10 protein-coding genes are annotated in these 12,824 nt (G+C 72.3%); 6 read left to right on the top strand and 4 right to left on the bottom strand.

Features of this window, described 5'->3' with window-relative positions:
- Positions 1-3 precede the first annotated feature (3 nt).
- A complete protein-coding gene (locus AB0K37_RS04385) occupies positions 4-1,314 on the bottom strand; it encodes an MFS transporter (protein ID WP_363974617.1) in 1,311 nt (436 codons plus the stop codon).
- Positions 1,315-1,382: 68 nt separating this feature from the next.
- On the opposite strand from AB0K37_RS04385, the gene AB0K37_RS04390 reads away from it, so the two are divergent.
- Entirely contained in the window at positions 1,383-2,132 is a 750-nt protein-coding gene (locus AB0K37_RS04390) for an AraC family transcriptional regulator (protein WP_363974620.1), read from the top strand.
- A gap of 18 nt (positions 2,133-2,150) precedes the next feature.
- Here AB0K37_RS04390 and AB0K37_RS04395 read toward each other — a convergent pair whose 3' ends face one another.
- The 3 genes from AB0K37_RS04395 to hflX all read right to left on the bottom strand — a co-directional run bounded on the left by AB0K37_RS04395 (position 2,151) and on the right by hflX (position 6,139).
- Positions 2,151-2,996, bottom strand: a complete 846-nt coding sequence (locus AB0K37_RS04395; protein ID WP_363974623.1) for a DegV family protein — start codon at positions 2,994-2,996, stop codon at positions 2,151-2,153.
- 35 nt (positions 2,997-3,031) lie between these two features.
- Positions 3,032-4,246, bottom strand: coding sequence for an imidazolonepropionase (hutI, locus tag AB0K37_RS04400; RefSeq protein WP_067631854.1), 1,215 nt, complete (start codon positions 4,244-4,246; stop codon positions 3,032-3,034).
- Positions 4,247-4,702: 456 nt separating this feature from the next.
- Positions 4,703-6,139, bottom strand: coding sequence for a GTPase HflX (hflX, locus tag AB0K37_RS04405; RefSeq protein WP_363974627.1), 1,437 nt, complete (start codon positions 6,137-6,139; stop codon positions 4,703-4,705).
- A 219-nt stretch (positions 6,140-6,358) separates the two neighbouring features.
- Between hflX and aceB the strand changes: the two genes are divergently transcribed.
- The 5 genes from aceB to AB0K37_RS04430 all read left to right on the top strand — a co-directional run bounded on the left by aceB (position 6,359) and on the right by AB0K37_RS04430 (position 12,823).
- Complete coding sequence (gene aceB / locus AB0K37_RS04410) at positions 6,359-7,966, top strand: malate synthase A (RefSeq protein ID WP_363974630.1); 1,608 nt, start codon at positions 6,359-6,361, stop codon at positions 7,964-7,966.
- 109 nt (positions 7,967-8,075) lie between these two features.
- Positions 8,076-9,515: an FAD-linked oxidase C-terminal domain-containing protein gene (locus AB0K37_RS04415; protein WP_363974721.1), complete on the top strand. Its 1,440-nt coding sequence runs from the start codon at positions 8,076-8,078 to the stop codon at positions 9,513-9,515.
- Positions 9,515-10,711 carry an FAD-binding oxidoreductase gene (locus tag AB0K37_RS04420; protein WP_363974632.1) on the top strand — a complete coding sequence of 399 codons (1,197 nt, stop codon included), beginning with the start codon at positions 9,515-9,517 and terminating at the stop codon, positions 10,709-10,711. Before AB0K37_RS04415 ends, AB0K37_RS04420 begins: the two co-directional genes overlap by 1 nt.
- Positions 10,711-11,997 (top strand): heterodisulfide reductase-related iron-sulfur binding cluster, encoded by a 1,287-nt coding sequence (locus AB0K37_RS04425; RefSeq protein WP_363974635.1) that lies wholly within the window; start codon positions 10,711-10,713, stop codon positions 11,995-11,997. Before AB0K37_RS04420 ends, AB0K37_RS04425 begins: the two co-directional genes overlap by 1 nt.
- Positions 11,998-12,106: 109 nt before the next feature.
- Positions 12,107-12,823, top strand: coding sequence for a hypothetical protein (locus tag AB0K37_RS04430; RefSeq protein ID WP_363974638.1), 717 nt, complete (start codon positions 12,107-12,109; stop codon positions 12,821-12,823).
- The last annotated feature ends 1 nt before the right edge of the window (position 12,824 follow it).

Consider the following 12,824-nt stretch of genomic DNA (forward strand, 5'->3'; position numbering starts at 1 on the left):
GGGTCAGCGGCGCCGGGACGCCGCGGCCGCGAGGACGAGCAGCGCCGCCAGGAGGGCCGCGACGCGGGTCAACGTGCCGGGCGTCGAGAGGTAGACGCCGCCGAACACCGCGATCGCGAGGACGTTCGACAGCAGCGCGCCGGTGTTCGTCAGGGCGGAGACGGACGAGGCCTGCGCCGGTCCCGCGGCCCCGGTGATCCGGTCGACGAGAGGGCTGAAGGCGGCGGCGTGACCGGCCCCGGCGGCGTACAGGAGGGGCGCCGCCAGGAGCACCGGCCAGCCGTCCCGGGTCAGGAAGGCCAGTGCCGAAGCGGCGGCGGCGAACGTGAGCAGCCCCCATGTCGGCAGGTTCGTTCTCGCGGAAAGGGGCAGGCGTGTCCATCCCAGGCCCGCCGTCGCGAATCCCGCGGTGTACGGGAGGAAGGTGAGCCCGGCGTGGAGCGGCGAGAAGCCGAGCACGTTCTGCAGGTAGAGCGCGAGTGTGAAGAGGAAGCCGGTGTAGGCGCCCATCACCGCGCAGGAGGCGAACAGGCCGGGCTTGATGAACGGTCTGCGCAGCACCGAGAGGTCCAGAAGCGGCGACGCCGTTCTCAGCTCATGGACGCAGAAGATGGTGAGCACAACGCATCCCGTCGCCATGGACGGCCACGTCCACAGCGGCCAGTGCTGTTCCCTGCCGAGGACCAGGGGTATGACGAGCGCGCCCATGCCGAAGGAGAGGAGAACCACGCCGGACAGGTCCAGGCGGACGGCCTTCCTGTGTTCCGGCGGCATCAGACGTGGTCCGATGGCGAGGAGCACGGCTCCCACAGGGACATTGACCAGGAAGATGGGCCGCCAACTGCCGCCGAGGGTCACGATGACGCCTCCTGCCACCTGCCCCAAGGCGACCCCCAACGCCAGGACCATCGAGTACAGGCCGAGTGCACGCGCCCTGGCCGCCCCCTCGAAGGACAGCTGGATCAAAGACAGCACCTGCGGAAGCAGGAGTGCGGCCGCTGCACCCTGGCAGATCCTCGCGGCGACAAGGACGGCACCGGTCGGTGCCAGCCCGCACGCCAACGATGCGACCGTGAAGCCGAGCAGCCCCAGGAAGAACATCGTGCGGTGGCCGTAGCTGTCGCCCAGTCGCGCGCCCGTGACCACGAGGACGGCCAAGGCGAAGATGTAGCCGCCCGTGACGAGTTGCAGCAGCGAGCCGGACGCGTGCAGACCTTCCGCGATGTCCGGCATCGCCACCGCCACGATGGAGCCGTCCATCGAAACCATCGCCTGCCCTGTGAGCAGCACTGCTAGAAGCCACCGTCCGACCATCCCGCGAGTGTGCTGGGCGGCCGTCCGGCGGTGCTTGAAGATGTTTGCGCCTGCGTACGATGGCGGGCATGCGCGAATCGACCACCGTGGCGGAGACGGACGACTTCGCCGTCCACACGGTGCGCTGCACGGGGCACCAGCCCGGATGGTCGGAGCCCGAGCCGTTCACCGGCGATCAGATCGTCCTGGTGCGGTCGGGGCGGTTCCGCATGCGGTCGCGCCACGGACGCGCCGTCGTCGACCGCACCATGGGCTATGCCCAGACCGTCGGTGAGGAGGGCCAGTTCGCGCACCCCGCGGGCGGTGACGTGTGCACGTCGATCATGCTCTCCGCCGGCCTGTGGCGGCGCCCGTCCGGGACGGTCAGGGTCAGCGCGCGCGCAGACGTCGCCCATCGCCTCCTCCTGCGCTCCGGCCCGGACGTGGCCTTCGAGACGGCCGAGCGGCTGATGGACCTTCTCGCCCACCTCGCCGTGGACGAGCAGGGCGGGAAGCGCCGCGCCCTGGTCGACGAAGCGCGCGAGGCCATGGCGAGCGGTCATCAGGAGGCGGCCGGGCTCGTCTCCCTGGCGCGCCTCCTGGAGGTCTCCCCCTCCCACCTGAGCCGGACGTTCCGCCGCGAGACCGGCATGTCCGTCACCCGGTACCGGAACAGGATCCGGGTCGGGCTCGCCCTGGACCGCCTGGAGCAGGGCGAACGGGACCTGTCCGGCCTCGCCGCCGATCTCGGCTTCGCCGACCACGCGCATCTCACACGGACGGTCAGGGCGGAGACCGGTCACCCGCCGACCGTCCTGCGCCGCCTCCTGCGCCCCTGAGCTCCCGCGCCCGCGGGGTCAGAGCTGGGGGGCGATGACGACGCCCAGCATGCCGGGGCCGACGTGGGCGCCGATGACGGGGCCGACCTCGCCGACGTAGACGTCCTGGACGTGCGGGACGCGTTCGCGCAGCCGGGCGGCGAGGGTCTCGGCGCGGGCGGCGGCGGCGAGGTGCTGGACGCCGAGGTCGACGCGCCGGGCTCCGGCCTCGGCCACGGCCAGCTCCTCCAGCCGGGCCAGCGCCCGCGAGGACGTGCGGACCTTCTCCAGCGGCGCGATGCGCCCGCCGGTGATCTCCAGGAGCGGCTTGACCATCAGCGCGGAGCCCCACAGGGAGGCGGCGGCGCCGATCCGGCCGCCCCGCCGCAGGTGCTCCAGGGTGTCGACGTAGATGAGGGACCGGGTGAACCCGGCCCGCCGGACGGCGGCGGACACGGCGTCGTCGGCGGACCCGCCCGCCATCGCGGCGGCCGCCGCGGAGAGCGCGGCGAATCCGAGGCCCATGCCGATGGTCCCGCTGTCGACGACCCGCACGGGCACGGGGGCGTCCTCGGCGGCGAGCCGCGCCGCTTCGACCGTCCCCGACATGGCGGAGGCCAGGTGCACGGAGACCACCTCGCGCGCGCCCGAGGCGGCGGCGGCCTCGTAGGCGTCGGCGAACCGCCGGGGCGCGGGACGGGACGTGGTGACGGGGTGCCATTCCTTCAGCGCCAGGGCGGCTTCGGCGGTGCTGATGTCGCCTTCGTCCCGGGTGGCGCCGCCGACGGCGATCTGGAGGGGGACGACGGTCAGCCCGTGCCGTTCGGCGAGCCCGGGGGGAAGGTAGGCGGTGGAATCGGTGACGACCGCGACCGCATTGCCCATGGCGGCGACGCTACCCGCCGCCCCCGCGTCGCCCGTCAGGGCTGGACGGGGACGCCGCCGCGCCAGATGCGCAGGGCGCGGAGCCCGAACGCCCAGGCGAAGGCGCCCTCGTGGTCGGCGTCCCACAGGACGATGTCGGCGAGCATGCCCGGGGCGAGGGAGCCGCGGTCGCCGACGCGCAGCGCGGCGGCACCGCCGAGGGTGGCCGCGCGCAGCGCCTCGGTCACGCTGAGCCCGAACATCGCGACCGACAGCCCGATGACGAGGGGCATGGAGGTGATGCCGCACTGGCCGGGGTTGTGGTCGGTGCCGAGGGCGACGGTGACGCCGCGGTCGAGCATCTGCCGGACGGGCGCCGGGGCGCGGCTGCTGTTGAGGGAGCTGCCGGGGCAGACGGTGGCGGTGACGCCGGCGTGGGCGAGGGCCTTGATGTCGTCGTCGTTGGCCTGGGTGAGCAGGTCGGCGGACGCGCAGCCGACCTCGGCGGCGACCTGCGCGGCGCCGATGCGCTCGTTGGCGCAGGCGTGCATGCGGGCCTTGAGGCCGGCGCGCTTGCCGGTGAGCAGGAGGGCGCGGGCCTCCTCGGCGGTGAAGTGGCCCTCGTCGCAGTAGACGTCGATCGAGTCGGCGCCGGCGACGGCGGCGTCGCCGGCCCACAGGCGGACGGCCTCGATGTAGTCGCGGCGGCGTCCGAAGAACTCGGGCGGCAGGATGTGCGCGGCGAGGAACGTGGCGTGGATGCGGGGCATGGAGGGCTCGCCCTCCAGCGACCGCAGCATCCGGATGTCGGCGAGCTCGCCGTCGCGGGTGAGGTGGTAGCCGGTCTTCGCCTCGACGGTGGTGGTGCCGGCGAGGATCCACTGGCGGAGCCGTTCGCGGACGCCGTTGCAGAGCGTCCAGGGGTCGGTTCCGCGGGTGACGGTCACGGTGGAGTTGACGCCGCCGCCCGCCGCGGTGATGGCCGAGTGGGACGAGCCGCTGGTGCGCATGGCGAGCTCGGCCCACCGGTTGCCCGCGTAGACGGGGTGGGAGTGGGCGTCGATGAGGCCGGGGGTGACGAGGCCGCCGCCGAGGTTCTCGACGTGGTCGACGTCGACGATGTCGTCGATGATGCCGGGGACGCTCTGCGGGAGGTCGGAGGCGGGCCCGGCCCAGACGATGCGGTCGTCGTGGATGAGCACCGCGGCGTTGCTGCAGACGTCGGTGCCCGTCCAGAGCCTGCCGATGTTCGTCAACAGCCGTACCGTCATAGGGTCACCGACCTGGATGGGGCCATGCGCACGTGAGCGCGGTGCAGGATGCCGTGGGGCGACGGTGCGGGCCGCGGTCCCTCGTTCGAGCGTTCGGACCTGCCATGGTTGGGCCACCTGCTCTCGATCCGAAACGCCGACTGGGTGCCGGCGGCTCCACCTGTGGAGGGTCGGGTGGCCGGAAGGCCACCGCTGGCAACGAGACCGGAGGTATCGGTTTCGTCACGGTAGTGCACGGAACGTCCGTCCGACAACCTCTGATCGCAGCACATCGACACCCATCACCCCGCCCCTTAGCTCTACGACGGTACGGATTTCAACCGCACCGTCAAGCGGATTGGACAAGCTGTCACCGTTCGGCGACCAAGGGGAGCCTTCGGACGTTCTCGAATCGGTCACTGGGCCCGTCCCAAACCCACCGGGGCTCCTGCGGAGGCACCCGGTGGGTGAGGGTGGTCACGCAGTCGGGGAGACGGTCTCGTACTGGGCCAGTTCGCCCGCGAGGTCGACCGGAAGGCGGGCGTGCAGAACGGTGCCCTCGGCGACGTGCTCCTGCTTGAGGACCTCGCCGCGCTCGTGCACGCGCGCGACGAGGTCGCCGCGCTCGTAGGGCACCAGGACGTGCAGTTCGCTCTCCAGGCCCGGCAGGTCGGCCTCGATCGCGGCGCGCAGCTCCTCGATGCCGAACCCGGTGCGGGCGGACACGACGACGCTGTGCGGCTCACGGCGCTGCAGGCGCGCGATCGCGAGCTCGTCGGCGGCGTCCGCCTTGTTGATCACGATGATCTCCGGGATGCGGTCCGCGCCGATCTCGCGCAGCACCTCGCGGACGGCGTCGATCTGCGCCTCGGGGTCGGCGTCGGAGCCGTCGACGACGTGCAGGACCAGCCCGGCGTCGGTGACCTCCTCCAGCGTCGAGCGGAACGCCTCGACGAGCTGGTGCGGCAGGTGCCGGACGAACCCGACGGTGTCGGCCAGGGTGTAGGCGCGGCCGCCCGGCGTCTCGGCGCGCCGGACGGTGGGGTCGAGGGTGGCGAACAGCGCGTCCTCCACCAGGACCCCGGCGCCCGTGAGCCGGTTGAGCAGGGACGACTTGCCCGCGTTGGTGTAGCCGGCGATGGCCACGGCGGGCACCTGGTGGCGGCGCCGCTCGCCGCGCTTGGTGTCGCGCGACTTGGACATCTCGGCGATCTGGCGGCGCAGCTTGGCCATCCGGGTGCGGATCCGCCGCCGGTCCAGCTCGATCTTGGTCTCGCCGGGGCCGCGGCCGCCGATGCCGACGCCGCCCGCGGCGCGCCCGCCGACCTGCCGGGACAGGTTGCCGCCCCAGCCGCGCAGCCGCGGCATCAGGTAGTCGAGCTGCGCGAGCTCCACCTGCGCCTTGCCCTCGCGGCTCTTGGCGTGCTGGGCGAAGATGTCCAGGATCAGCGCCGTCCGGTCGATCACCTTGACCTGGACGGTCTCCTCCAGGTGGCGCAGCTGGCTCGGCGCCAGCTCGCCGTCGCAGATGACGGTGTCCGCGCCGGTGGAGATCACGATGTCGCGCAGCTCCGCCGCCTTGCCGGAGCCGATGTAGGTCGCCGAGTCGGGGCGGGTCCGGCGCTGGACGAGGCCCTCGAGCACCTGCGAGCCCGCGGTCTCGGCGAGCAGCGCCAGCTCGCGCAGGGAGTTCTCGGCCTCCGCGGCCGTCCCCTCCGTCCACACGCCGACGAGCACGACCCGCTCAAGCCGGAGGGCGCGGTACTCGACCTCGGTGACGTCGGTCAGTTCGGTGGACAGGCCCGCCACGCGGCGCAGTGCCCGCCGGTCCTCCAGGTCGAGCTCGCCCGTCAGGGGCTCGTACTCGAACTCGTCAGGGGCCTGGATCTCGTCTGCAGAGAAAGGTTCAGTCATATGTCCTCGTAGAACGCCGCTTCGCGGCCGTATCTTCCCCGGGATCGTCTCACGCACCATCCCCAGCGGTCACCTGGTTATCACCCTGTTTCCCCTTGGGTTGACGCAAGCGCGCGCGGGGAGGTCTGCAGGGAACCCCGCTTTGACCGGTCTCCCTACCGGCGAGTACCGTTCTCCACATAACAGAAGTCGAATTTCGCTATACGAAAGGGCAGGCAGATGGCTGGACTGGAAGGCATCGAGGTCACCGGACCCCTCGGCGAGCGGTACGAGGAGATCCTGACCCCCGAGGCGCTCGGCCTGCTCGCCGCCCTGCAGCGCGAGCTGGGCGCCCGCCGCAAGGAGCTGCTGGAGGCGCGCGCGGAGCGCCAGCGCAAGCTGTCCGCGGGCGGGACCCTCGACTTCCTGCCCGAGACCGCCGGCGTCCGCGGCGACGACTCCTGGCGCGTCGCCGCGCCCGCGCCCGGCCTGGAGGACCGCCGCGTCGAGATCACCGGCCCGACCGACCGGAAGATGACGATCAACGCGCTGAACTCGGGCGCCAAGGTGTGGCTGGCCGACTTCGAGGACGCCAACACCCCGCTGTGGAACAACATGGTCGAGGGGCAGCTCAACCTTCGGGACGCCCTCGACCGCACCATCGACTTCACCGACGCCAAGAGCGGCAAGTCCTACGCGCTGAAGGACGACGGGGAGCTCGCGACGATCGTCGTCCGGCCGCGCGGCTGGCACATGGAGGAGAAGCACGTGCTCGTCGACGGCGAGCCCATGTCCGGGTCGCTGTTCGACTTCGGCCTCTACTTCTTCCACTGCGGCCGCAGGCAGCTCGACAAGGGCAAGGGCCCCTACTTCTACCTGCCGAAGATGGAGAGCCACCTCGAGGCGCGGCTCTGGAACGACGCGTTCAACCTCGCCCAGGACGCCCTGGAGATCCCGCGCGGCACCATCCGCGCGACCGTGCTGATCGAGACGATCCCGGCCGCGTTCGAGATGGAGGAGATCCTCTACGAGCTGCGCGACCACTCCGCCGGCCTGAACGCGGGCCGCTGGGACTACCTCTTCTCGGTGATCAAGAAGTTCCGGGACCGGGGCACGGACTACGTGCTGCCCGAGCGCAACGCGATCACGATGACCGCGCCGTTCATGCGGGCCTACACCGAGCTGCTCGTGCGGACGTGCCACAAGCGGGGCGCGCACGCGATCGGCGGCATGGCGGCGTTCATCCCGTCCCGCCGCGACGAGGAGGTCAACCGGGTCGCGCTGGAGAAGGTCCGCGCCGACAAGACCCGCGAGTCCGGCGACGGCTTCGACGGCTCCTGGGTCGCCCACCCCGACCTCGTCCCGGTCTGCCGCGAGGTGTTCGACGGCGTCCTCGGGGACAGGCCGAACCAGCGCGACCGGCTCCGCGAGGACGTGCACGTCTCCGCCGCCGACCTGCTCAACGTCAAGGCCACCCCCGGTGAGATCACCGAGGCGGGCCTGCGCAACAACATCGACGTGGCGCTGCGCTACCTGGCCACCTGGCTGGACGGCGCCGGCGCGGTAGCGATCCACAACCTGATGGAGGACGCGGCCACCGCGGAGATCTCCCGCTCCCAGGTATGGCAGTGGATCTACAACGGCGTCTCCACCGCGGAGGGCCAGAAGATCACCAAGGAGTGGGTGGAGCAGCTCTTGGACGAGGAGCTGGGCAAGATCCGCGAGGAGCTGGGGCAGGCGTACAACGAGCCCCGCTACAACCAGGCCGTGGAGCTCTTCAAGGAGGTCACGCTGGCCGACGAGTACTCCGAGTTCCTCACCACGCCGGCCTACCAGCAGTTCCCGTAGGGGCCCGGCTCCGGCGGCGTTCGCGGGCCGTCCGGGAGAGGTGTTCCGGACGGCCCGCAGGGCCTTGCGACCGCCCGGCGGGCGAGGGATCGTGGAAAGAGTGGAGACCATGCTCACGGCGCTCGGACCCAGGCTGGAGGCGCTGCTCGGGCCCGGCCGGGTGATCAGCGATCCGGTGCGGCTGCGCACCTACGAGTGCGACGGCCTCACCAACCACCGGTGCACGCCCGGCGTCGTCGTGCTGCCCGACACGGCCGAGCAGATCGCCGCGATCGTGCGGGAGTGCGCGGCGGCCGGGGTCCCCTACGTCGCGCGCGGGTCGGGCACGGGCCTGTCGGGCGGAGCGCTCCCCCGCGCGGACGGCGTGCTGATCGTCACGTCCCGGATGAACCGGATCCTGGAGATCGACATCCCCGGGCAGCGGGCCGTGGTGGAGCCCGGCGTGATCAACCTGGACGTGACGCGGGCCGTCCGCCCGCACGGGTACTACTTCGCGCCCGACCCGTCCAGCCAGCAGATCTGCTCGGTGGGCGGGAACGTCGCGGAGAACTCCGGCGGCGCGCACTGCCTGAAGTACGGGTTCACCGCCCACCACGTGCTGGCGTGCGAGGTCGTCACGCCCGACGGCGAGCTGGTCGAGCTGACGGCGGACGGGCCCGGCTACGACCTGCTCGGCGTGTTCGTCGGGGCGGAGGGCACGCTCGGCATCACCACCAAGATCACGGTCCGGCTGACGCGGGTCCCCGAGACCGTGCAGACGCTGCTGGCCGCGTTCGGCTCGATCGAGGCGGGCGGCGCCGCGGTGTCGGCGATCATCGGCGCGGGCGTCGTCCCGGCGGCGATCGAGATGATGGACGCCCTGGCGATCGAGGCGGCCGAGGCGGCGGTGCGCTGCGAGTACCCGCCGGGCGCCGGCGCGGTGCTGATCGTGGAGCTGGACGGCCCGGAGGCCGAGGTCGCCGCCCAGTTCACCGAGGTGGAGCGGATGTGCCGGGACGCGGGCGCCTTCGAGATCCGCATCGCCGCCGACGACGCGGAGCGGGCGCTGATCTGGAAGGGGCGCAAGTCGGCGTTCGCGGCCGTGGGCCGGATCAGCCCGGCCTACCTCGTCCAGGACGGCGTCATCCCCCGGACGGTGCTTCCGGACGTCCTGGCCAGGATCGACGCTTTGTCCGCCAAGTCGGGCGTGCGGGTCGCGAACGTGTTCCACGCGGGGGACGGCAACCTGCATCCGCTGGTGCTGTTCGACGACGCCGAGCCGGGCGCCGAGGAGCGTGCCGAGCAGGTCTCGGGCGCGATCCTCGACCTGTGCATCGAGCACGGCGGCTCCATCACGGGCGAGCACGGGGTCGGCGTGGACAAGGCCCGCTACATGCCGCGCATGTTCACCGACGCCGACCTGGACACGATGCAGATGGTCCGCTGCGGCTTCGATCCGGCCGGGCTGTGCAATCCGGGCAAGGTCTTCCCCACGCCCCGGCTGTGCGGGGAGGTGCCCGGCAAGCGCAAGGGCCCGCACCCGTTCGAGGGAAAGGCGGACATCTTCTGATGCGGCCCCTGGACGCCCTGGCGAAGGTCTGCGGCGACGTACGGCCCGGTGAGGCCGCGGAAGGCGTGCTCGGCGTGGAGCCCGCGCTCGTCGCGGCGCCGAAGAACCTGGCCGAGGCCTCCGACGTCATGCGCGTGGCCGCCGAGAAGGGGCTGGCCGTCGTCCCGCGCGGGGCCGAGACCCGGTTGGACTGGGGCGAGCCGCCGGAACGCTGCGATCTGCTCGTCGACACCCATCGGCTCAACAGGCTCGTCGAGCACACGGCGGGCGACCTCGTCGCCAAAGCGGAGGCCGGGCTCGCGATGGAGGACTTCGCCGGGAAACTGGCCGAACGGGGGCAGCGGCTCGCGCTCGACGTCCCGCTGCCGGGTTCGACGGTCGGCGGGACGATCGCCACGAGCGCCGCCGGTCCCCTGCGCACGCTCTACGGGACGCCCAGGAACCTGGTCATCGGGCTCACTGTCGTCCGGGCGGACGGCCAGGTCGCGCGCTCGGGGGGCAAGGTCGTCAAGAACGTCGCCGGGTACGACCTGGGGCGGCTCTTCTGCGGCTCCTACGGAACGCTCGGCCTGATCGTGGACGCCACGTTCCGCCTGCATCCGATCCCCGAGGCGACCGCGTACGTGACGTGCGCCGTCGACGGGCCGGAGGACGCGCACGACGCGGTCCAGACCGTCCTGCACTCCCCCGTCGCCCCGAGCGCGGTCGAATACATCAGCCCGGGAACGGTCGCGGTCTTCCTGGAGGGCGTTCCCGACGGCGTCGCCGCGCGCGCTCGGCAGACTGCGGAGCTCCTCGGTGAGAAGGCCGAGATCTCCGACGCCGCACCGGACGGCTGGGGCCTCTACCCGGAGGGCACCACCCTCATCGACATCGGCGCCCCGCCACCCTCGCTCCGCGACGTCATCGGCACGCTCGGCCCGGATGCCGCCGCCACCTGGAGCGCCGGCGGGCATGGTCACGTCGGGCTTCCCGCCGGCCTCGGCCCGAACGAGGTGGCCGATGTCCTCGGCCGTCTGAGGGACGTGCTGAGGAAGCACCGCGGTCACGCCGTCGTCCGCTACGCGCCGCAGGAGGTGCGCGGCGAGATCGACCTGTGGGGGCCGGTTCCGGCGCTGACGCTGATGCGGCGGGTGAAGGACCAGTTCGACCCGGATCACCGGCTGTCCCCGGGCCGTTTCGTAGGAGGGATGTGATGAGCGCTCAGGACGACCTCCCGAACCTGCTCAACGACTGCGTGCACTGCGGTTTCTGCCTTCCGACATGCCCCACCTACGTGCTGTGGGGCGAGGAGATGGACTCTCCCCGGGGCCGCATCCATCTGATGCAGCAGCACGCCGACGGCGAACCGCTCAGCGGGCCGATGGTCGAGCACTTCGACCGCTGCCTGGGATGCATGGCGTGCGTGACGTCCTGCCCGTCCGGTGTGCAGTACGACCGGCTCATCGAGATGACCCGCGCCGACGTCGAACGCGAACACCCCCGTTCGCTGAAGGAACGCGCCCTACGGGAGATGGTCTTCCATCTGTTCCCGTACAGGCGGAGGCTCCGCGCCCTGCGCGGCCCCCTGCGCGCCTACCAGAAATCGGGGCTGGAACGACTCGTGCGGCGCAGCGGTCTCCTGGAACGCGTTTCACCGTCCCTGGCGGCGATGGAACGGCTCGCGCCGCCCCTCGGTAAGGCGCCGAGGCTCCCCGAGCGGGTCGCCGCGCGCGGAGAGCGCCGCGCCACGGTCGGGATGCTGACCGGGTGCGTCCAGGGCGACTTCTTCCCGGGCGTCAACGCCGCCACGGCACGCGTGCTGGCGATGGAGGGCTGCGACGTCGTCATCCCGAGGCACCAGGGGTGCTGCGGCGCGCTGTCCCTGCACTCGGGACGGGAGGAGGAGGCCCGCGCCTTCGCCCGCCGGACGGTCGAGACCTTCGAGGCCGTCGACGTGATCGTGGTGAACTCCGCGGGCTGCGGGTCCGCGATGAAGGAGTACCGGGCGCTGCTGGCCGACGACCCGGAATGGTCCGGGCGGGCGGAGGCCCTCTCCGCCAGGACGCGGGACCTGGCCGAGTACCTGGTGGAACTCGGACCGCGGGCCGAGCGGCGGCCGCTTCCGGTCACGGTCGCCTACCACGACGCCTGCCACCTCGCCCACGCGCAGGGCGTCCGGAGCCAGCCCCGCGAGCTGCTCTCCGCCATCCCCCGGCTGACCGTCCGAGAGATCGCCGAACCGGACGTCTGCTGCGGTTCGGCCGGTACCTATAACCTGTTCCAGCCGGAGGCCGCCGGAGAGCTCGGCGACCGCAAGGCGGTGAACGTGGACGCCACCGGAGCCGAACTACTGGTCGCCGCCAACCCCGGCTGCTCGATGCAGATCGCCACGGCGCTGCGCCGGCGCGGGGCCGACATCGCGGTCGCGCACACCGCGCAGGTGCTGGACGCCTCCCTGCGGGGACTCGGCCGCGACGCCCTCATCGCGCGCGGTTCGTAGCCCGCAGATCAGGACCGCCGCCGATCCGGCCGTCAGGTAGGGTGGCCTGCCCGCCGTGGGCAGGACACGCCGACCGAGCCGGAGAGGGCCCGAGGGAGCAGCGACGACCATGTCCGACAGCCGCCAGCCGTACCGCTCGCACCGCCGCAGGAAGAAGAGCCACGCGGGAAGGCTCGGACTCGCCGGCGCCCTGACCGGCGCCGTCGGGATCGCCGCGGTGGCCGGAGCGATCGTGGTCCTGCGGCCCGGCACGGGCGACGGCGCGGGGTCCCCGCCGCCGAGCCTCGCCGGCCAGGGCGGCGACGCGGCGGTCACGTCCGCGCCCGCTCCGAAGGCCGGCCCGCCGGTCGGCTTCACGACCCCGGAGGGTTACGGCTACACCCTCGCCGCCGTCATGGCGGGGACGTCCCGGCAGCCGCTCGGCGCCACGCAGGCCCCGCCGTCCGGCACGACCTACGCCTACGCCGACTACGTCCTCACCAACAGCGGGCGGCGGCCCGTCCTGCTGGACTTCCCCGCCGACCTGTTCATGCCGAAGTCGCAGGTCCCGTCGTCGGCGCAGGAGCGGTGCATGCCGCAGGCGGGCATCCCGGACGACATGTGCACCCTTCCCAACCACAGCACGGTCACCGCGCGGATCGGCGGATCGAAGGCGCCGGTCGAGGACGGCGGCGACACGATGATCCCGGCGGGCGCCTCCTACGTGGTCCGCATCGCCTCCGACCTTCCGGTCAAGGAGGACCTCTCCGCCGACGACCTGCGCCTGTACGTGTGGAACGCCCGCTTCACCAGCGACCGCAAGGGTGTCCGGCTCGCCTTCCCGTGAG

It is taken from the genome of Actinomadura sp. NPDC049753 (assembly GCF_040674655.1).
In the GTDB taxonomy this organism is placed as follows: Bacteria; Actinomycetota; Actinomycetes; order Streptosporangiales; family Streptosporangiaceae; genus Spirillospora; species Spirillospora verrucosospora.